The following is an 18,998-nucleotide window of genomic DNA, read 5'->3' on the forward strand; positions in this document are numbered from 1 at the left end:
CGGGCAGGTCCCGCGGGATGTGGACGCGGGCGGCGCTGGGCGGATGCCCGACCGCCGGAGCCCTCTGTCCACCTGTGCCACCGGTGGCCACCTCGCCGACGTGGTGGGCAGCGCTCGCCGGGCCGGGAGCGCTGCGATCATCACCCGAGGCGTCTCTTGAGTTCTTGGTCAGTCCGGCCGTACCGGGGCGAGGCTTCCTCTGTGCGAGGCTGAGGGCCGTGCCAGTCCAGGCACAGGACGGTGGCGTCGTCTCTCGGCTGGCGACCGCCGTAGGCGTCGGCCACCGCGCCGACCAGCGTGCGCACGACCTCGCGGGGGTGCTCGGCGGCGGTGTCGCGGATCAGGGCGGGCAGGTCGACGGTCTCCGCCTCGCGTTCCTGCATGCCGTCGGTGTACAGGATGAGGCGGTCGCCGGGGCGCAGGTCGAGGTCCTGCACCCGGTAGGCGCCCTGCCAGGCGACGCCGAAGGGCAGGTTCACGGCCAGGCGCAGCTCCTGGACGGTGCCGTCGCGCAGTCGCAGCGGCCAGGGGTGGCCGGCGTTGACGAGCTGGGCACCGCTGCCGTCCAGGGCGATGCGCACGAGCTGTCCCGTGGCGAAGGTCTTCCGGCCGTGGTCGATGAGTGCCTGGTGGGTCTGGCGGGCCTGTTCGGCGAGGTCCTTTCCGGCGCGGCGGGCGCCGCGGGAGGCGTTGACCAGGAGGGTGGCCATGAGCGAGGCGTCGACGTCGTGGCCCATGGCGTCGGTGACGGACAGGTGCAGGGTGTCGTGGTCGAGGGAGTAGTCGTAGGTGTCGCCGGCGATGTCGGAGGCCGGGACCAGGGCGCCGGCGAGGTCGAACTCGGCGGCCTCGCAGGAGGCGGCCGAGGGCAGCAACTGGCGCTGGATCTCCGCGGCCAGACTGACCGTCGTGGTGCGGTTGCCCCAGTGGTAGAGGTCGGTGAAGCGGCGGTCGGTGACGATGATGTACGCCAGCGCGTGCGCGGCCTCCGCCACCTGTGCGAGCACGTCCTCGGTGGCGTCGTCGAGGAAGAGTTCGAGGACGCCGATGGTGTCGCCGCGGTTGGTGACGGGGGCCAGCACCCGCTGTCCTTGCTCGTGTCCGTCGTGCGGCGTCCGCACCGGCTTCTGGGTGCGCAGGACCTCGTCGTAGACGCTGCTGCCGGCCAGGGGGATGTGTTCGGCGCGGTGCCGCTGCGGCGTGGCGGTGTTGTCGCTGACGCGCAGCAGACGACGGCCGACGACGTCGACGAACAGGAACGACACGTACCGCGCTCCGAAACGCAGGCGCAGGTTGTGCGCCACGACATCCAGCGAGCCGACCGGCGCGGCTTCCTCCGCCGCCGTCAGCACGTCCGCCAATTCCACCCGCTCACGCAACACACCAGCCTCCTCTTGAGTTGGAGACTCGTTTTCCCGCCGACCGGACAAACACCCCCACTGCTGCGACACATGCGTGAGCTCAGGCTTCCTGGCCTACTTGGATTCGACGCGTCCGGCGGGGTCGGAGTCGGCCGCCAGCGCGTCGCACGCCGTCCGCCAGGCGGGGTCCTCGGGGTGGAACGCGCTGCGCAGGTAGGCCCAGGCGAGGTGGGCGAGGGCGGCGACCCGCTCGGGGTTCTCGTCGGTGGTCTCAGCGACGTCGTATCCGGAGACCCCGCCGAGCCCGTGCTCCGCGCCGAACAGGGTGAGCAGGGACTTGGGGCCGGGGGCGAGGGTGTAGGGATCGGTGTGCCAGTCCGGGCCGCTGACCGTCAGGAAGGCGGAGTCGTCCTTGTCGCCGGCGACCACGAGTGCGGGGGTGGTCATCGTGGAGAAGTCGGTGGTCAGGAGGAAGGAGTAGTTCTCGGCGGTGAACTCGGTGAGGGCGTCGCCGCCCCGGCCGGGCGCGGCGAGCAGCACGCCCGCCTTGATCCGCGGGTCGGCCAGGTCCACTTCGGTTCCGTCGTGGGGATCGGTGAGGCGGGCGCCGAGCAGCAGGCTCGCGGTGTGCCCGCCCATGGAGTGCCCGGCGACGGCGATCCGGCTCCGGTCGACACGTCCGGCGAGCTGCGGAACGGCTTCCTCGATCGCGTCGAGCCGGTCGATGACGCGCGTCATGTCCTCGGCCCGGGTACGCCAGTGCGCGGCGGCCCCGGGGGTGGCGGGGTCGGGGTTCAGCGTCCTGGAGTCCAGGTGGGTGGGCTGGATCACGACGAAGCCCCGTCGGGCCCAGAAGTCGGCGAGCGGGGCGTAGCCCTTCAGCGAGGAGAGGTGGTGGGAGAAGCCGAGGCCGTGCGAGAGGAGAACGACCGGCAGCTCGCTCCCGGTCACCGGCGCGGAGACGCGCACCTGGAGGTCCACGGCGCGGCCGGGGGCCGGCAGCACGACCGGGCTGACGGAAAGGACGGGGGTGGGCGAGTGGAGGGTGCGGGCCGGGTAAGCAGGTGCACTCATGAGGAGCATGCCCTTCGATGACATCCGTCGCCTGGCCGCGTACGGCGGCGGCGGGTATGGCGGAGTGCCCGCAGTCAGCTAACCTGAAAGCGGATCGTTGTTCCATTTAAGATACGGAACACTGATCCGTTTCGTCAACGGCCGCCGGAAGGAGAGCGTGGTGCCCGCAGCAGGCCCGGCCGAAGGAGCGTCCGCCCGCAGCAAGCGAGCAGACGCGGTACGCAACCAGCAGACGCTGCTCGACGCCGCGGCGGAGGTGTTCGTGACCTCGGGGATCGACGCGCCGATCCGTCAGATCGCGGCCCGGGCGGGTGTCGGGCTGGGGACGGTCTACCGCCACTTCCCCACCCGGGCGGACCTGGTCACCGCCGTCTATCAGCATCAGATCGAGGCGTGCGCCGAAGCCGGCCCGAAGCTGCTGGCCGACGCCGCCTCCCCGTTCGACGCGCTGCGCCGGTGGGTCGACCTCTTCGCCGACTTCCTGGTCACCAAGCACGGACTCGCCGACGCGCTTCAGTCCGACAGCGACCGCTTCGCCACGCTGCACACCCTCTTCCTCGACCGGCTGATGCCCGTCTGCGCCCAGCTGCTCGACGCCGCCGTCGACGCCGGCGAGATCAGGCCCGGCACACAGCCCTACGAACTGATGCGCGGCATCGGCAACCTCTGCATCGGGCACGACAGCGACCCCCGCTACGACCCCCGCAGGCTGATCGAACTACTCCTCCAAGGGCTGCGAGGCTCATAAAGCCGGCACCTGCGCCTCGGCAGCACGAAGGCCCGGCGCTCCGTCCGGGGAGGCTGCTGGTCGATGCAGCGGTCTCACCGTTCAGGGGCGCCGGGCCTCACTGCCGATGTCGGTCAGTGCCCGTCAGTGGCGGGGTGCCTCAGTGGGCGTGGCCGTGGCCGTGGCCGGCTGCGGCGGGCTCTTCCTCTTCCTTCTTCTCGACGACCAGGGTCTCGGTCGTCAGGAGGAGGGAGGCGATGGAAGCGGCGTTCTCCAGGGCGGAGCGGGTGACCTTGACCGGGTCGATGACGCCGGCCTTGACCAGGTCGCCGTACTCGCCGGTCGCGGCGTTGAAGCCCTGGCCCTTGTCGAGCTCGGCGACCTTGGAGGTGATGACGTAGCCCTCCAGGCCGGCGTTCTCGGCGATCCAGCGCAGCGGCTCGACGGCGGCCTTGCGGACCACGGCGACGCCGGTCGCCTCGTCGCCGGTCTTGTCGAGGTTGCCCTCGAGGACCTTGACGGCGTGGACGAGCGCGGAACCGCCACCGGAGACGATGCCCTCCTCGACCGCGGCGCGGGTCGCGGAGATGGCGTCCTCCAGGCGGTGCTTCTTCTCCTTCAGCTCCACCTCGGTGGCGGCGCCGACCTTGATCACGCACACGCCGCCGGCCAGCTTCGCGAGGCGCTCCTGGAGCTTCTCGCGGTCCCAGTCGGAGTCCGTGTTCTCGATCTCGGCCTTGATCTGCGCGACGCGGCCCTGCACGTCGGCGGAGTTGCCGGCGCCGTCGACGATCGTGGTGTCGTCCTTGGTGACGGTGACGCGGCGGGCGGAGCCGAGGACGTCGATGCCGACCTGGTCGAGCTTGAGGCCGACCTCCTCGGAGATGACGGTGGCGCCGGTGAGGGTGGCCATGTCCTGCAGCATCGCCTTGCGGCGGTCGCCGAAGCCGGGGGCCTTGACCGCGACCGCGTTGAAGGTGCCGCGGATCTTGTTGACGACGAGGGTGGAGAGCGCCTCGCCCTCGAGGTCCTCGGCGATGATCAGCAGCGGCTTGGAGGCGTTGGCCTGGATGACCTTCTCCAGCAGCGGCAGCAGGTCGGCGATCGAGGAGATCTTGCCCTGGTTGATGAGGATGTAGGGGTCCTCCAGGACGGCCTCCATGCGCTCCTGGTCCGTCACGAAGTACGGCGACAGGTAGCCCTTGTCGAAGGCCATGCCCTCGGTGAAGTCCAGCTCCAGACCGAAGGTGTTGGACTCCTCGACGGTGATGACACCGTCCTTGCCGACCTTGTCCATGGCCTCGGCGATGAGCTCGCCGACCTGCTGGTCCTGGGCGGACAGCGCGGCCACGGCGGCGATGTCGGACTTCTCGTCGATCGGGCGGGCCGACGCGAGCAGGTCCTCGGAGACGGCCTTGACGGCGGCGTCGATGCCCTTCTTGAGGAGGGCGGGGGACGCGCCGGCGGCCACGTTCTTCAGGCCCTCGCGCACCAGCGCCTGGGCGAGCACGGTGGCGGTGGTCGTGCCGTCACCAGCGATGTCGTTGGTCTTGGTCGCCACCTCCTTCACCAGCTGCGCGCCGAGGTTCTCGTACGGGTCGTCGATCTCCACCTCGCGGGCGATCGTGACACCGTCGTTGGTGATGGTGGGGGCGCCGAACTTCTTGTCGATGACGACGTTGCGGCCCTTGGGGCCGATCGTCACCTTGACCGTGTCGGCCAGCTTGTTGACGCCGCGCTCGAGGGCGCGACGGGCGTCCTCGTCGAACTTCAGGATCTTCGCCATGACAGCGGGAGCCCTCTCGGAGATCTGTGGATGAAGCTTTTGAAAAAACGCACTGCGCCCCGGGCGCCCGGCTTTTTATGTGGTCGCGGGGGCCAGGGGCGCAGCGTCAAGCATCAATGTGCTTCCGGAACGATCCGGGGTGAACTACTTCTCGATGATCGCGAGAACGTCGCGAGCCGAGAGGACGAGGTACTCCTCGCCGTTGTACTTCACCTCGGTGCCGCCGTACTTGCTGTACAGGACGACGTCGCCGACCTTGACGTCGAGCGGCAGGCGCTCGCCGTTCTCGAAGCGGCCCGGGCCCACGGCGAGGACGGCGCCCTCCTGGGGCTTCTCCTTCGCGGTGTCCGGGATGACCAGGCCCGAGGCCGTGGTCTGCTCGGCGTCGAGCGGCTGGACCACGATGCGGTCCTCGAGCGGCTTGATGGCAACCTTGGAGCTGGTGGTCGTCACGATCCGACCTCCCCCTTCGGAGATCTCACGGGGTTAACTGTCTGAGGTGGCGACCAGGTGGATCCGTCGTCGCGGGTGCCGGACCTGCCCGTCGCGTTGTTGGCACTCTCCAGTGGGGAGTGCCAGAGCCGAGACTATGACCGGGGTTAGCACTCGGTCAAGCGGAGTGCCAATGCCTGCGGCGCGTCGGCCGAAAATTCCGCTCGGGCGAGTGTGTTTGGTGCCCGGTGCCGGGGTGGGCGTCGGCTGGGGGCTGCCGCCCCCAAGCCCCCGCTTCGGCCCTGGACGGGCCTCGTCCTCGAACTCCCCCAGAGGGGGCACCCCCAGACGGGCTAGTCACCTACAGGTAGTCCTCCAGCTTGCCCACCGTCAGGTGTTGTTGCTGGATCTGGCGCAGCAGGTCCGGGGTTCGGTCGGGGGTCGTGGCGAGGATGTCGCCCGGGTGCAGGCGGTGGGGGTCGGTGGGGGTGCGCCACAGGACGATCGCGGTGATGCCGCAGTCGGCGGCGGCTCGGCGGGTGGTGGTGTCGTACGCGCCGTAGGGCGGGCGGAAGAGGCGGGGGCGCACGCCGAAGCGGGCGTTGAGCTTGTTCTGCTGGCCGCAGATCTCTGCGCGCTGGCCGGCGTAGGGCAGACCGCGCAGGGCGGCGTGGTCGAGGGTGTGGTTCTGGAGGTCCGCGCCGACCTCCCGCAGGCGGGCGAAGTGGGCGTAGGCCGGGCCGGCGACGCTGTCGGTGACGAACACGCTCACGGGGAGGCGCAGTTCGCGGACCATGTCGACGAACCGGGGGTCGCGTTCGGCGCCGTCGTCGTAGGTGAGGAAGACGACCCTGTCGGAGGTGGTGACGCGGTCGAGGACCGGGGGGAGGGCCCGCCGGGGCGGGGGCTTCGGGCGGGCGGGGGCCGGTGCGGGGGCCAGGGGGGACGGGAGGCCCCAGCGGCGGTACGGCGGCTCGTCCGTCGCGGGGGCGTGCGCGGAGCGCGCTCGGGTCGCCGCCGGGCCCGCCACCGGTTCGCCCGCGGGGGCGCAGGCCGTGAGGGCGCAGGCGCTGAGGACCGCCGCCGCGATGAGGGCCGCCGCGCGTGCCGGCGCTGGGGCCGAGGGCCGCCCCCGGTGTCTCACAGGTAGTCCTCCAGGCGGGCCACCGCGTATCCCTCTCCGGTCGCCTTGTTCAGGAAGGTGCGGATCATGTCGGGCATTGTGCCCTTCCAGTCGTCCGGCCCGCGGAAGTGACTCAGGACGATGTCGCCCGGGTGGAGCTCTCGGTCCCACTCGCGGTACTCCCAGTGGTCGACGAACACCTCCTCGTTCCACAGGGGCACATGGGTGACGCCGCAGGACTTCGCGGCTCGCAGGGTGGCCTTGTTGTAGTTGCCGTAGGGCGGGCGGAAGAGGGCCGGGCGGCGGCCGTACTGCTTCTCGACGACGTCCTGCATGCCGCAGATCTCGCGCTTCTGGCGCTGGTAGGACAGGCCCGGCAGGTAGGGGTGGTGGAGGGTGTGGTTGTTGAGGGTCACCCCGTCGTCCTGCATCTTCTTGAAGTAGCCGTAGTCGTCCTTGACGAGGTAGTCGCTGAGGAACGCGGTGTACGGGATCCGCAGCTCGGTCATCATGCGCAGGAACGCCGGGTCCTTCTCCGCTCCGTCGTCGACGGTGAGGAAGACGACCTTGTCGTCGGTGGGGACGGTGGTGAAGACCGGCGGGAGGCCGAGCTCCTCGTGGTCGTCCACCTCGAAGCCCTCGCGGGTGCCGATCCTCGGCTTCCTCGCGGGCGGCGCGGGGGGTGTGAGCGGCACCTTGTCCAGGTCCCAGCGCTCGGCCGCCGCGACCCGCGCCGCGTGGTCGGCGCGCAGTCTGGCCGCGTACGAGTGGAGGGGGCCGGCCTTCGGGCTCTCGTCGGGCTGCTGACCGGGGGCGGGACCGACCGCGCCGCCGCCGCTCTCCGCGCAGCCCGAGACGATCGCGGCCAGGGCGAGGGCCGTGAGACCGCTCTGGTACGCCGTCCACCTCGTCCGGCATTTATCATTTCGTACGACTGATCCCATGGCGCCGGATCCTCGCAGTCCGGTCCCGAAACCCCCGTCCGACACCGCGGCCGGAGGCGCACGGTCCACCGACTGGCCCACAATGACCCGGTGAACGACCTCGCCCCCCTCCTCACCCCCGAAGGCCGCGCCCTGCTCGACGCCGTGCGCGGTACCGCCCCCGCCGACGAACTCGCCGTCGCCACCCGGCTTCGGCGCACGCATCCCGCCGCGCTCGTCTCCGCCGCCCTGGGGCAGGAACGGCTGCGGCAGCGGGCGGCGGTGAAGTTCGGGGCCGAGGACGCGGCGCGGATGTTCTTCACGCCCAACGGGGTCGAGCAGTCGACGCGGGCGAGCGTGGCGGCGTACCGGGCGGCGCGGCTGAGGGAGCTGGGCGTGTCCCGCGTCGCCGACCTGTGCAGCGGGATCGGCGGCGACGCGATCGCGCTGGCGCGCGCGGGGATCAGGGTGCTGGCCGTGGACCGGGACCCGGTGACGGCGGCGGCGGCCCGGGCGAACGCGGACGCGCTCGGCCTCGCCGGCCTGATCGACGTACGGGAGGCGGACGTGACGGAGGTGGACACGGCCGGGTACGACGCCGTGTTCGTCGACCCCGCCCGGCGGGGCGGCCGGGGGCGGATCTTCGACCCGGAGGCGTACTCGCCGCCCCTGTCCTGGGCCGTGGCGGCGGCGCTCAAGGCGCCGCACGCCGCGCTGAAGGTGGCCCCGGGCATCCCCCACGAGGCCGTGCCCGCCGAGGCCGAGGCCGAGTGGATCTCGGACGGCGGAGACGTGAAGGAGGCGGTGCTGTGGTTCGGGACGGACCCGGGCGCCGTCCGCGCCACGCTGCTGCCCGGCCCGCGCACCCTGCGCGGCGCCGGTCTGCCGAACCCGCCCGTGCGCCCCGTCGGCCGCTACCTCTACGAGCCCGACGGGGCCGTCATCCGCGCGCACCTGGTCGCTGACGTCGCCCGGGACCTCGACGGCGGCCTGGTCGACGAGACCATCGCCTACGTCACCGCGGACACCCTGCGCCCGACGCCGTACGCCACCGCGTACGAGATCACCGACCGGCTGCCCTTCAACGTCAAGAAGCTGAAGGCGCTGCTGCGGGAGCGGGAGGTGGGGATCCTGACGGTGAAGAAGCGCGGGTCGGCCGTGGAGCCGGAGGAACTCCGCAAGAAGGTCAGGCCCCAGGGACCGAACGCGGCGACGGTGTTCCTGACCCGCGTGGCGGGAGCCCCGACGATGCTCGTCGGCCGGCCGGCCGAAGCCCCCACGGCCGACGGCCCCCGCGCGTAGCCCCGTTGGGCACGGGGCGGGGCAGGCGCTTCAGGGGCGGCGCAGGGACTTCCAGAGGTCGCCCGCCTCGGGGTTGCGGGCGACCACCCGGTTGGGATCCGAGGGGGCCGGGCGCACCGGCATCATCACGGTCGTGACCTGCGCGGCGGACAGGCCCTTCAGGCTCCGGGCGAGTTCCGTCAGCTCGGAGAGGGAGTCCAGGCGGGTGTCGGTGGTGAGGCTCCGGGTGGCCGCGTCGGCAACCTCGTACAGGCGGGTGGGGCTGGTGAACAGGTCGGTGGAGGCGATCTGCTCGAGGAGGGCCTTCACCAGCGTCTGCTGGAGGCCGATGCGGCCGAGGTCGCTGCCGTCGCCTATGCCGTGCCGGGTGCGGGCCAGGGCGAGGGCCTGGACGCCGTCGAGGTGGTGGACGCCCGCCGCGAGGGTGAGGTGGCTGTCCTCGTCGTCGATGTCCTCGGTCGTGGTCACCGTGACCCCGCCGAGCGCGTTCACCAGCTTCGCGAAGCCCGAGAAGTCGACCTCGACGTAGTGGTCCATGCGCACACCGGTGATCGACTCGACGGTCTTCACCGCGCACACCGGACCACCCACGGAGTACGCGGTGTTGAACATGACGCCGTGCGCCTTCGACGTGGAGCCGCCGGAGGGCAGCGGGCAGGACGGCCGGGTCACCAGGGTGTCGCGCGGGATGCTGACGATCGTGGCGCTGCGGCGGCCCGCGTCGACGTGCACGACCATCGCGGTGTCGGAGCGGGCGCCGGTGCTGTCGCCGCCGCCGAGTTCCCGGTTCTCCGTGCCGCCGCGCGAGTCTGAGCCCAGGACGAGGATGTTGAGGGACCCCGCCGGTAACGGGGCGGGGGACGCGGCGCCGTACGGCACGGGGGCGTTCACCGTCCGCGCCGGGCGGTCGTCGCCGAGCGCGGTGTCGATGTCGACGCTCGTGATGTTGCCGTCGAGGTGCCGGTAGGCCGCCCAGCCCGCCGCGGCCGCGCCCAGGACCAGCGCGGCGGCGAGGATGAGGCCGACGGTCTTCAGCGTTCCCGGCCGTCTGCGCCGGCCCGATCCGTGCTCGCTCGCGTCGATTTCCGTCACGCGATGAACGTAAGTCCGAATTATTAAGGGGTTGTTAGGACGTCCGCCCCGACCAGGTTCTGGACCCGTTCCACGGGAAGGCAGGCGCGGCGAAAGTTTCGACCGGTCAGCCGATTTGCTTCGGTCCCGTCGATCCGCCCGGCGCCGCCGTGCTCGTGCGCACGACCAGACTCGTCGCCAGCTCCACCCGCGTCGCCGCCGGCCCTTCTTGCGCCGAGGACCGTCCCAGCTCCAGCACCAGCCGGGCCGCCGCCTCCGCCATCTCCATCAGCGGCTGCCGTACGGTCGTCAGCGGCGGCCCCACCAAGGGTGCCACCGGCAGGTCGTCGAAGCCGACGACGCTCAGGTCCTCCGGGATCCTCAGCCCCAGCTCGCGCGCCGCCTCGTACACGCCGAGCGCCTGGAGGTCGTTGCCGGCGAAGACGGCGGTGGGCCGGTCGGGGCGTTCGAGAAGCTCACGGCCGATCCGGTAGCCCGCCTCGTGGTGGAAGTCGCCGGTCCTGATCAGCGCCGGGTCGACCGGCAGGCCGGCCGTCTCCAGGGCGGCCCGGTAGCCGTCGATGCGGGCCCGGCTGCACATCATCTGCGGCGGCCCGCTGATCGCGCCGATCCGCCGGTGCCCCAGCTCCACCAGATGCCGGGTCGCGGCCAGCCCGCCCTGCCAGTTGGTGGCGCCGATCGACGGCACGTCCGCGCCCGGGTCGCCCGCCGGGTCCATCACCACGAACGGGATGGAACGGCTGGTCAGCAGCGCGCGCTGGGATTCGTCGAGCCCGGACAGAACGAGGATCACGCCGTGCGGACGGCGGGCGGCGACCTGGTCGGCCCAGGTCCGCCCGGGGGTGAGCCGCCCGGCGCTCTCGCTCAGCACCACGCTCAGCCCGGCGTCCCGCGCGACGTTCTCGACACCCCGGATGACCTCCATCGCCCAGGCGCTCTCCAGCTCGTGGAAGACCAGGTCGATCAGGGGCGAGCGGGTCGCCTCCGCACGCCGGCGCCGGTAGCCGTGGGCGCGCAGCAACTCCTCGACACGGGTGCGGGTCGCCGGGGCGACGTCGGCGCGGCCGTTGAGGACCTTCGAAACAGTCGGGGCGGAGACGCCGGCCTCGCGGGCGATCTCCGCGAGCGTGGCGGTCTGCGTCGCCCGCGCTCCTGTCCGCGTTCCAGCGGGATCCGGGGAAGTCATGGCGGCGATCGTATCCCCGCACCCCCTCTTGACGAACCTCGTGCGGCACCATAGGTTCCCGGAACATTCGAAGTGTGTTACGAAACATTCGAATCCTTCGGGACCGGTTTCCTCCGGGACACCTCCGGGACAGGAGTTTCATGACCACCGCCCCCTGGCGTGACAGCGCTCTGCCCGCCGCCGCCCGAGTCGACGACCTCCTCGCCCGGATGACCCTGGAGGAGAAGACCGCCCAGCTGTACGGGGTGTGGGTCGGCGCCGCGACGGACGGCGAGGGAGTCGCCCCGCACCAGCACGAGATGACCGCCGAGGCCGCCGAGCGGGACTGGGCCGAGCTGATCACCCGGGGGCTCGGCCAGCTGACCCGCTCCTTCGGCACCGCCCCCGTGGACCCGGCGGTCGGCGCCCGCGCCCTGGCCGGAGCGCAGCGGCAGATCGCCGGGGCGAGCCGCTTCGGCATCCCGGCGGTGGCGCACGAGGAGTGCCTCGCCGGGTTCACCGCCTGGCGGGCCACGGCCTACCCGGTCCCGCTGGCCTGGGGGGCCTCCTTCGACCCGCCGCTGGTGGAGGAGATGGCCCGGCGCATCGGGCGGGACATGCGCTCGGTCGGCGTGCACCAGGGGCTGGCGCCCGTGCTCGACGTCGTCCGCGACCCGCGGTGGGGGCGGGTCGAGGAGACGATCGGCGAGGACCCGTACCTGGTCGGCACGGTCGGCACGGCGTACGTTCGGGGCCTCGAGTCGGCGGGGATCGTCGCCACGCTCAAGCACTTCGCCGGGTACGCCTCCTCGGCGGGCGCGCGCAACCTCGCCCCCGTGCGGGCGGGCGCGCGCGAGTTCGCCGACGTGACGCTGCCGCCGTTCGAGATGGCGCTGCGCGAGGGCGGGGCGCGTTCGGTGATGGCCGCGTACACGGAACGGGACGGCGTCCCCGCCTCCGCAGACCCGGAGCTGCTGACCGGGCTGCTGCGCGAGGAGTGGGGCTTCACCGGGACGGTGGTCGCCGACTACTTCGGCATCGGCTTCCTCCAGACCCTGCACCGGGTGGCGGGCACGCCGGCGGAGGCGGCCCGGCTGGCGCTGGAGGCCGGGGTCGACGTCGAGCTGCCCACGGTGAAGTACTACGGCGACGCGCTGGTGGCGGCGGTGCGGGAGGGGCTGGTCCCGGAGGACCTGGTCGACCGGGCGGCCCGCCGGGTGCTGGCGCAGAAGTGCGAACTCGGGCTTCTCGACGAGGACTGGCGGCCGGAGGGGGCGGCGGAGCAGGGGACGGCCGGGGAAACGGTCGAGGAGACGGCCGGGGAAGCGGCCGGGGCCGACCGGCCCCGTATCCGGCTCGACTCGGGGGCCAACCGCGCGCTCGCCCGCCGGCTGGCCGAGGAGTCCGTGGTGCTGCTCGACAACCCCGACGGGCTGCTCCCCCTGGCCCCCGGCACCCGGATCGCGGTGGTGGGCCCGAGAGCGGCGGACCCGCTCGCCATGCTCGGCTGCTACTCCTTCCCCTCCCATGTCCTCACCCACCACCCCGGCGTGGAGACCGGCATCGGGATCCCGACGCTGCTGGAGTCGCTGCGCGCCGAACTGCCCGACGCCAAGGTCACGTTCGCGGAGGGGTGCCCGGTGTCGGAGCCGGACCGGTCCGGGTTCGACGAGGCGGTGGCCCGGGCGGCGGAGGCCGACGTCTGCGTGGCGGTCCTCGGCGACCGGGCGGGCCTGTTCGGGCGGGGCACCTCGGGCGAGGGCTGCGATGTGACGGACCTTCGACTGCCGGGCGTGCAGGGCGAGTTGCTCGACGCGCTGACGGCGACGGGCGTTCCGGTGGTGCTGGTCCTGCTGACCGGCCGCCCCTACGCGCTCGGACGCTGGCACGGCCGGCTGGGAGCGGTGGTCCAGGCCTTCTTCCCCGGCGAGGAGGGCGGCCCGGCGGTCGCGGGAGCCCTGTCGGGCCGGGTGAACCCCTCGGGCCGTCTCCCGGTGAGCGTGCCGCGCGTCCCCGGCGGCCAGCCGTGGACGTACCTCCAGCCGCCGCTGGGCCTGGCCGGTGAGGTCAGCAACCTGGACCCGACCCCGCTGTACGCCTTCGGGCACGGCCGCTCGTACACGACGTTCGCCTGGGAGGACGTCGCGGGCGGCACCGACGCCGAGATCTCCACCGACGGCTCCTACGACCTCTCCGTCACCGTCCGCAACACCGGCGACCGCGCCGGCGCGGAGGTCGTCCAGCTGTATCTGCACGACCCGGTGGCGAGCGTGACCCGTCCCGACGTGCGCCTGGTCGGCTACCAGCGCCTGGAACTGGGCCCGGGTGAGGCCGGCCGGGTCACCTTCCGCTTCCACACCGACCTGTCGGCGTTCACCGACCGCGAGGGCCGGCGCGTGGTGGAGCCCGGCGCGCTGGAACTCCGGCTGTCCTCCTCCAGCGCCGACCACCGCCACACGGCGTCGCTGCGGCTGACGGGCCCGGTGCGCGAGGTGGGGACGGACCGCCGGCTGCGCTGCGAGACGGAGGTGTCGGCGGGCTGAGGGACGCCGCACGGGCGATGCGCCCCGCACGGGCTCACGCCTGGTCGGTCACCGACTCGAAGCGCCAGCGGTGCACCGACCGGGTGGTCAACCCGTCTTCCGGCTCGGGGAGTTCGGGAAGTTCGGCGTCAAAGCCGGCGTCCCACCAGGTGATGACGAGGACCCGGTCCTGGGGGGCGCGGAAGGTCTCGCGGCGCAGGGGGACGCCGTCGAGCCGCTGGGCGCGGGCCCAGGCCAGCAGTTCCTCGCCGCGTCCCGCCGCCGCCCGGGCCTCCCACATCAGCGCGACCGTCATGCCACAGCCCTCATGAGTACAGGTTCTCCTTGCTGACCTCGTGCACATGATCGTGGCCGTGGCTGTGCCCGTGGCCGTCGTCGTGCGTGTGGCCCGGAACGTGCGGGTCGGTCACCGGGAGGGAGGAGTCCGCGGACAGGTCCCAGCCGGACGCGGCCCGCCCCCGGGCGACCATCTCCGCGCCGAGCGCGGCCACCATCGCCCCGTTGTCCGTGCACAGCTTGGGACGCGGGACCCGCAGCCGGATGCCGGCGGCCTCGCAGCGCTCCTGGGCGAGGGCGCGCAGCCGGGAGTTGGCCGCGACGCCGCCGCCGATCATCAGGTGGTCGACGCCCTCGTCCTTGCAGGCCCGCACGGCCTTGCGGGTGAGGACGTCGACGACCGCCTCCTGGAAGGAGGCCGCCACGTCACGCACCGGAACCTCCTCGCCGGCCGCCCGCTTGGCCTCGATCCAGCGGGCCACCGCGGTCTTCAGACCGGAGAAGGAGAAGTCGTAGGCGGGGTCGCGGGGGCCGGTCAGGCCGCGCGGGAAGGCGATCGCCCGCGGGTCGCCCTCGCGTGCGTAGCGGTCGATGACCGGGCCACCGGGGAAGCCGAGGTCCAGCACCCGGGCGATCTTGTCGAAGGCCTCGCCGGCCGCGTCGTCGATCGTCGCGCCCATCGGACGGACGTCCGAGGTGATGTCGGAGGACAGGAGCAGCGAGGAGTGGCCGCCGGACACCAGCAGCGCCATCGTCGGCTCGGGCAGCGGGCCGTGCTCCAGCTGGTCCACGCAGATGTGCGAGGCGAGGTGGTTCACGCCGTACAGCGGCTTGCCGAGCGCGTAGGCGTACGCCTTCGCCGCCGAGACGCCGACCAGCAGCGCGCCCGCGAGGCCGGGGCCGGCGGTGACGGCGATGCCGTCCAGGTCCTTCGCCGAGACGCCCGCCTCCTTCAGCGCGCGGTCGACGGTGGGGATCATCGCCTCCAGATGGGCCCGGGAGGCGACCTCGGGGACCACCCCGCCGAAGCGGGCGTGCTCGTCGACGCTGGAGGCGATGGCGTCCGCCAGCAGCGTGGTGCCGCGCACGACGCCGACGCCGGTCTCGTCGCAGGAGGTCTCGATGCCCAGGACGAGCGGTTCGTCAGCCATTGATCTCGGTTCCTTGTACGCCGTTCAGGGAGGTGGAGGGGTCGGTCAGGCGCATCACCAGGGCGTCCACGTTGCCCGGCTGGTAGTAGCCGCGCCGGAAGCCGATGGCCTCGAAGCCGAAACGCTCGTACAGCTTCTGCGCGCGGACGTTGTCGACCCGGCACTCCAGCATGACCTCGGTGCAGTCGAACTCGGTCGCCGCGCGCAGCAGTTCGGTGAGCAGGCGGGCGCCGAGCCCGGTGCCCCAGCGCTCGCGGGCGACGGCGATGGTCTGGATGTCGGCGCCCGTGGCGGAGCCGTCCTCGCCCCCGCCCTCGGACGCGGTGCCGGCGACGGCCAGACCGGCGTACCCGACGATGCGGTCGCCTTCGGTGGCCACGACGTAGCGCCGGGTCGCGCCGGGGCCGCGGGCGTGGGCCAGGTCGGACCAGAACATGCCCCGCGACCAGGCGTCCTCGGGGAAGAGGTCCTTCTCCAGTTCCAGCACGGGTTCGATGTCCCACCAGCGCATCTCACGCAGCGCGGGCAGGGCGGTCTCGGAGGCGGCGGGCTCGGTCACTTCGGGGTGACCACCTTGTAGTTCTTGGGCACCTGGGCGTCGGGCCGGCGCAGGTACAGCGGGCGGGGCTCGGGGAGTTCCTCGCCGGCGGCGAGCCGCTCGGCGGCCAGGCTCGCGAGCGCCGCGGCCGTGACGTGCTCCGGCGCGTGGACGTCGGGGAAGGTGTCGGGGTAGAGCAGCGCGCCCGCGCCGACGGCGGGCAGCCCGGCCACCTGGTCGGCGATGTCGGCGGGCCGGTCCACGGCCGGGTCGCCGACGCGGGTGCGGGAGTCGGTGTAGCGGGCCCAGTAGACCTCCTTGCGCCGGGCGTCGGTCGCCACGACGAAGGGGACGGACAGGTCGGCGGCGTAGGCGAGGCCGTCGAGCGTGCACAGCCCGTGCACGGGGACGCCGAGCGCGAGACCGAAGGTGTCGGCGGTCATCAGACCGACGCGCAGCCCGGTGTAGGGGCCGGGTCCGACGCCTACGACGATCCCGGTGACGGCGTCGAGCCGGAGCCCCGCCTCGGTGAGCAGACGGTCGACGGCCGGCAGCAGCAGCTCACCGTGCCGGCGCGCGTCCACCTGACTGGAGGAGGCGACGACGTCCGCGCCGTCGTGCAGCGCGACGGTGACGGCGGGGGTGGCGGTATCCAGAGCGAGCAAGAGCACACAAACAGCCTACGGCTCCCCGGCGAGCGCGCGTGCCGCGCACGGGCACACGGGCCGCGACCGCGATGGCTGCTAACGTCACGGCCGGGCACATTCCGGGGTGAATACGACCAATGCAACCAATGCGTCCAATGCGACCGAAGCGACGAAGAGGTGGATGCCGGTGGCCGGGAGCAGCGCGACGATCGTGGCCGGGCTGACCGCGGCGGCGCTGACGACCGTCGGGTTCCTCGCCCTGCGGGCGTCGGCGACCGCGCCGGCCGGGCCGGCCGAGCCGCGTGCGCAGGCCGCGGCGGCGGAGGCGGCCCCCGGGCGAACGCGTTCCCTCGCGCTGCCGGCCTCCTCCGGCGTGGGCGAGCGGGTCGTGTACGCGCTGGACGACGACCGGGTGTGGCTGGTGGGCCCCGACGGCCGGGTCGAGCGGACGTTCGCGGTCAGCCCGGGCACCGTCGACCCGGTGCCCGGCTCGTACGCCGTCACCTCCCGCTCCAGCACGGCCACGGGGACCGACGGCGTGCCGGTCGAGCACGTCGTGCGCTTCACCGACGTCGGCGATGTGGTCGTCGGCTTCAGCGCGACGACGGACGGCTCGATGCCGGTGCCCGACCCGGAGACCCGGACGGGCGGGATCCGCGAGGCACCGGCGGACGGCGAGGCGATGTGGCGGTTCGCGACGATCGGCCAGCGGATCGTCGTGGTCCGTTAGCCGGGGCCCGCAGAGCCCCCGGGCTGATCGTATGAAGGTTCCGACAAGACGTCGGCAAGATGTTGCGTTCGGCGTCCCGGACGTGGTGACATGGTGGCCAGCCCTTGGTTAGGTGAACCTAACCAGGTCCGCTCCCGGCCCGCAGGAGGCGTCCGTGCCCGCCACCGAGTCCCAGGCCCAGCCTCCGCGACCGTTCACGCTCGCCGGGGTGTCCATGCGCGAGCTGCTCGCGTCCTGCGCCGCCGCCGAGGCGGTGTCCCTCCCGCCGCGCGCCCCGGAGCCCGAGGCGGCCCCGAGGCAGCGGCGGGCCGAACACCGCGAGGCCGCCTGACCGGCGGCCCTACAGGCGCTTCCTAGGCCGCCAGGGCGCTGAGGTCGGCCGACGCCCATCGTTCGCCGAGGCCCGTGACGGTGACGTGGCGCACCTCGTCCGTCGTGTCGCCGACGGCCCGGTGGATGCGCACCTGCAGCCGCTCCTCGGTCAGTTCCTCGACCTTGCCCTCGCCCCACTCCACGACGACGACGGACTCGGGCAGCGACACGTCGAGGTCCAGGTCCTCCATCTCGTCCAGCCCGCCGCCCAGGCGGTACGCGTCGACGTGGACGAGCGGCGGACCGTCCCCGAGGGACGGGTGGACCCGGGCGATCACGAACGTCGGCGAGGTGACCGCGCCCCGGACGCCGAGCCCCTCGCCTAGCCCGCGGGTCAGCGTGGTCTTGCCCGCGCCGAGCTCCCCGCTGAGCATCACGAGATCGCCGGCGCGCAGCAGCTTGGCCAGGCGGCGGCCCAACTCCCGCATCAGATCGGGGGAGTTGACGATGATCTCCAGAGAAACCGGATCAGCCGGGTCGTACGGTGCTGCTGGTGCTTCCATAGCCCCCCACCGTAGCCCCTGCCGGCACGGCGCCCGCGCGGGTCAGCAGGTCGGCGAGGCGGTCGGTGACCACCTCCGGGTGCTCCAGCATCACCAGGTGCCCGGCGTCCGGCACGAGGACCAGCTCGGCGTCGGGCAGCAGGTCGGCGATCGCCTCGCTGTGCTCGCTGGGCGTGACCAGGTCCCCGATGCCGGCCAGCACCAGCACGGGCATACCGGTGAAGCAGGCCAGCGCCTCGGTCTTGTCGTGATCGGTGAAGGCCGGGTAGAACTCGGCGACCACGTCGATCGGCGTGCCCTCGATCATCCGCTCCGCGAACCGGGCGATCGCCGGGTCGACGTCCCGGGAGGCGAAGGAGTACCGCTTGATGACCCCGGCGAACAGATCGGCGGTGGCCCGCCGCCCCTTCTCCACCAGCGCCGCCTGCTGTCCCAGCGCCTTCAGCACACCGGGCAGCACCCGCCGCACCGCGTTGACGCCGGCGACCGGCAGCCCGAAGTTGACCTCGCCGAGCCGCCCCGACGACGTGCCGACGAAGGCGGTGGCGACGACCCGCTCCCGGATCAGCTCGGGGTACTGCGCGGCGAGCGCCATGACGGTCATGCCGCCCATCGAGTGCCCGACCAGGACTATCGGCCCCTCGGGCGCGGCCGCGTCGATGACGGCCTTCAGATCGCGCCCCAACTGGTCGATGCTGACGGGCGCCTCCCCCCGGACCTGGCCTGCGCCGCGCGCGGACCGGCCGTGGCTGCGCTGGTCCCAGTGCACGGTCCGTATGACGCCCCGCAGGGCCGCCCGCTGGAAGTGCCAGGAGTCCTGGGTCAGGCAGTAGCCGTGGCTGAAGACGACGGTGACGGGCAGCGGCGCCTTGCGGCCGAAGAGCCGCCGGCGGCGGGGCGCCGTGCCGCCCTCCGGCTCCACGTCGTCGACCTCGTAGTACAGCTCGGTGCCGTCGTCGGAGAACGCCTTGCCCGGCGTGCCGCGCAGCGCGCCGTAGGGACCTGCCGCGTCGAGGGCCAGCCGGGCCTTGGCGCGCATCCCGCGCCCCACGGTCATCCGCTCCAGCGCGACCCCGGCCGCCGCGCCGGCGGCGATCACGCCTATCGCCGCGCCGGCGACGCCGGTCGCCCGGCGCCAGCCTCCCACCCCCGTGGCGGAGACGGCGGCGACGGCCGCCGAGGCGGCGTCCGCCACTGCCTCCGCACTGCTCTCGCTCACGTACCGCTCCTCTTCGCCTCATCCCGGGTGGTGC

Annotated in this window: 19 protein-coding genes; 5 read left to right on the forward strand and 14 right to left on the reverse strand. The window is 72.9% G+C overall.

The annotated features are described in order from the left end of the window. Positions 1–140: 140 nt before the first annotated feature. Together ACFYXA_RS20145 and ACFYXA_RS20150 are read right to left on the reverse strand one after the other, a co-directional pair. Complete coding sequence (locus ACFYXA_RS20145; RefSeq protein WP_352245326.1) at positions 141–1,382, reverse strand: PP2C family protein-serine/threonine phosphatase; 1,242 nt, start codon at positions 1,380–1,382, stop codon at positions 141–143. Between the two features lie 93 nt (positions 1,383–1,475). Beyond that, a complete protein-coding gene (locus ACFYXA_RS20150) occupies positions 1,476–2,435 on the reverse strand; it encodes an alpha/beta hydrolase family protein (RefSeq protein ID WP_389034557.1) in 960 nt (319 codons plus the stop codon). Positions 2,436–2,595: 160 nt separating this feature from the next. Here ACFYXA_RS20150 and ACFYXA_RS20155 point away from each other — a divergent pair, with 160 nt between their 5' ends. Beyond that, positions 2,596–3,183, forward strand: coding sequence for a TetR/AcrR family transcriptional regulator (locus ACFYXA_RS20155; RefSeq protein WP_352245324.1), 588 nt, complete (start codon positions 2,596–2,598; stop codon positions 3,181–3,183). A 139-nt stretch (positions 3,184–3,322) separates the two neighbouring features. Here ACFYXA_RS20155 and groL read toward each other — a convergent pair whose 3' ends face one another. The 4 genes from groL to ACFYXA_RS20175 all read right to left on the reverse strand — a co-directional run bounded on the left by groL (position 3,323) and on the right by ACFYXA_RS20175 (position 7,447). Then, the gene (groL, locus tag ACFYXA_RS20160) at positions 3,323–4,948 is read right to left on the reverse strand and encodes a chaperonin GroEL (protein ID WP_130441133.1); all 1,626 of its coding nucleotides are present in this window, start codon (positions 4,946–4,948) and stop codon (positions 3,323–3,325) included. 144 nt (positions 4,949–5,092) lie between these two features. Continuing rightward, a complete protein-coding gene (groES, locus tag ACFYXA_RS20165; protein ID WP_020132158.1) occupies positions 5,093–5,401 on the reverse strand; it encodes a co-chaperone GroES in 309 nt (102 codons plus the stop codon). A 340-nt stretch (positions 5,402–5,741) separates the two neighbouring features. Continuing rightward, complete coding sequence (locus tag ACFYXA_RS20170) at positions 5,742–6,524, reverse strand: polysaccharide deacetylase family protein (protein WP_389034561.1); 783 nt, start codon at positions 6,522–6,524, stop codon at positions 5,742–5,744. After that, positions 6,521–7,447 carry a polysaccharide deacetylase family protein gene (locus ACFYXA_RS20175; RefSeq protein WP_352245322.1) on the reverse strand — a complete coding sequence of 309 codons (927 nt, stop codon included), beginning with the start codon at positions 7,445–7,447 and terminating at the stop codon, positions 6,521–6,523. Before ACFYXA_RS20175 ends, ACFYXA_RS20170 begins: the two co-directional genes overlap by 4 nt. A 90-nt stretch (positions 7,448–7,537) precedes the next feature. On the opposite strand from ACFYXA_RS20175, the gene ACFYXA_RS20180 reads away from it, so the two are divergent. Continuing rightward, on the forward strand, positions 7,538–8,728 hold the full coding sequence (locus ACFYXA_RS20180) for an SAM-dependent methyltransferase (RefSeq protein ID WP_389034564.1): 1,191 nt from the start codon (positions 7,538–7,540) through the stop codon (positions 8,726–8,728). Between the two features lie 30 nt (positions 8,729–8,758). Here the strand turns inward: ACFYXA_RS20180 and ACFYXA_RS20185 are convergent, their stop codons facing one another. Beyond that, positions 8,759–9,820 (reverse strand): LCP family protein, encoded by a 1,062-nt coding sequence (locus ACFYXA_RS20185; protein ID WP_389034566.1) that lies wholly within the window; start codon positions 9,818–9,820, stop codon positions 8,759–8,761. A 106-nt stretch (positions 9,821–9,926) separates the two neighbouring features. Further along, the gene (locus ACFYXA_RS20190; RefSeq protein WP_352245320.1) at positions 9,927–11,006 is read right to left on the reverse strand and encodes a LacI family DNA-binding transcriptional regulator; all 1,080 of its coding nucleotides are present in this window, start codon (positions 11,004–11,006) and stop codon (positions 9,927–9,929) included. Positions 11,007–11,146: 140 nt separating this feature from the next. Between ACFYXA_RS20190 and ACFYXA_RS20195 the strand changes: the two genes are divergently transcribed. After that, positions 11,147–13,528: a glycoside hydrolase family 3 N-terminal domain-containing protein gene (locus ACFYXA_RS20195; protein WP_389034571.1), complete on the forward strand. Its 2,382-nt coding sequence runs from the start codon at positions 11,147–11,149 to the stop codon at positions 13,526–13,528. 34 nt (positions 13,529–13,562) lie between these two features. On the opposite strand, the gene ACFYXA_RS20200 is transcribed toward ACFYXA_RS20195, so the two are convergent. The 4 genes from ACFYXA_RS20200 to tsaB are packed head-to-tail and all read right to left on the reverse strand — an operon-like array spanning position 13,563 to position 16,164. Further along, positions 13,563–13,823, reverse strand: a complete 261-nt coding sequence (locus ACFYXA_RS20200) for a hypothetical protein (protein ID WP_389034574.1) — start codon at positions 13,821–13,823, stop codon at positions 13,563–13,565. A 10-nt stretch (positions 13,824–13,833) separates the two neighbouring features. Beyond that, positions 13,834–14,955, reverse strand: a complete 1,122-nt coding sequence (gene tsaD / locus ACFYXA_RS20205; RefSeq protein WP_352245317.1) for a tRNA (adenosine(37)-N6)-threonylcarbamoyltransferase complex transferase subunit TsaD — start codon at positions 14,953–14,955, stop codon at positions 13,834–13,836. Next, positions 14,948–15,466, reverse strand: a complete 519-nt coding sequence (rimI, locus tag ACFYXA_RS20210) for a ribosomal protein S18-alanine N-acetyltransferase (RefSeq protein WP_351095457.1) — start codon at positions 15,464–15,466, stop codon at positions 14,948–14,950. The genes tsaD and rimI overlap by 8 nt, the downstream gene beginning before the upstream one ends. Before the next feature lie 44 nt (positions 15,467–15,510). After that, complete coding sequence (gene tsaB, locus ACFYXA_RS20215; RefSeq protein ID WP_389034578.1) at positions 15,511–16,164, reverse strand: tRNA (adenosine(37)-N6)-threonylcarbamoyltransferase complex dimerization subunit type 1 TsaB; 654 nt, start codon at positions 16,162–16,164, stop codon at positions 15,511–15,513. 163 nt (positions 16,165–16,327) lie between these two features. Here tsaB and ACFYXA_RS20220 point away from each other — a divergent pair, with 163 nt between their 5' ends. Both ACFYXA_RS20220 and ACFYXA_RS20225 read left to right on the forward strand, forming a co-directional pair. Continuing rightward, positions 16,328–16,870 (forward strand): hypothetical protein, encoded by a 543-nt coding sequence (locus ACFYXA_RS20220; protein WP_389034581.1) that lies wholly within the window; start codon positions 16,328–16,330, stop codon positions 16,868–16,870. 154 nt (positions 16,871–17,024) lie between these two features. Continuing rightward, on the forward strand, positions 17,025–17,201 hold the full coding sequence (locus ACFYXA_RS20225; protein WP_352245314.1) for a hypothetical protein: 177 nt from the start codon (positions 17,025–17,027) through the stop codon (positions 17,199–17,201). Positions 17,202–17,223: 22 nt separating this feature from the next. Here ACFYXA_RS20225 and tsaE read toward each other — a convergent pair whose 3' ends face one another. Both tsaE and ACFYXA_RS20235 read right to left on the reverse strand, forming a co-directional pair. Continuing rightward, positions 17,224–17,745, reverse strand: coding sequence for a tRNA (adenosine(37)-N6)-threonylcarbamoyltransferase complex ATPase subunit type 1 TsaE (gene tsaE, locus ACFYXA_RS20230; protein WP_351095420.1), 522 nt, complete (start codon positions 17,743–17,745; stop codon positions 17,224–17,226). Further along, complete coding sequence (locus ACFYXA_RS20235; RefSeq protein WP_389034586.1) at positions 17,711–18,964, reverse strand: alpha/beta fold hydrolase; 1,254 nt, start codon at positions 18,962–18,964, stop codon at positions 17,711–17,713. The genes tsaE and ACFYXA_RS20235 overlap by 35 nt, the downstream gene beginning before the upstream one ends. Between the last annotated feature and the right edge of the window lie 34 nt (positions 18,965–18,998).

Source organism: Streptomyces sp. NPDC002566, from assembly GCF_042889585.1.
In the GTDB taxonomy this organism is placed as follows: Bacteria; Actinomycetota; Actinomycetes; order Streptomycetales; family Streptomycetaceae; genus Streptomyces.

What these genes read in the sequence shown, in the direction of transcription:
- rimI (WP_351095457.1), bottom strand. Translation starts at nt 15,466, where the DNA reads ATGCGCTGGTGGGACATCGAACCCGTGCTGGAACTGGAGAAGGACCTC.
- tsaE (WP_351095420.1), bottom strand. Translation starts at nt 17,745, where the DNA reads ATGGAAGCACCAGCAGCACCGTACGACCCGGCTGATCCGGTTTCTCTG.
- tsaD (WP_352245317.1), bottom strand. Translation starts at nt 14,955, where the DNA reads ATGGCTGACGAACCGCTCGTCCTGGGCATCGAGACCTCCTGCGACGAG.
- ACFYXA_RS20190 (WP_352245320.1), bottom strand. Translation starts at nt 11,006, where the DNA reads ATGACTTCCCCGGATCCCGCTGGAACGCGGACAGGAGCGCGGGCGACG.
- ACFYXA_RS20195 (WP_389034571.1), top strand. Translation starts at nt 11,147, where the DNA reads ATGACCACCGCCCCCTGGCGTGACAGCGCTCTGCCCGCCGCCGCCCGA.
- groL (WP_130441133.1), bottom strand. Translation starts at nt 4,948, where the DNA reads ATGGCGAAGATCCTGAAGTTCGACGAGGACGCCCGTCGCGCCCTCGAG.
- ACFYXA_RS20150 (WP_389034557.1), bottom strand. Translation starts at nt 2,435, where the DNA reads ATGAGTGCACCTGCTTACCCGGCCCGCACCCTCCACTCGCCCACCCCC.
- ACFYXA_RS20175 (WP_352245322.1), bottom strand. Translation starts at nt 7,447, where the DNA reads ATGGGATCAGTCGTACGAAATGATAAATGCCGGACGAGGTGGACGGCG.
- ACFYXA_RS20200 (WP_389034574.1), bottom strand. Translation starts at nt 13,823, where the DNA reads ATGACGGTCGCGCTGATGTGGGAGGCCCGGGCGGCGGCGGGACGCGGC.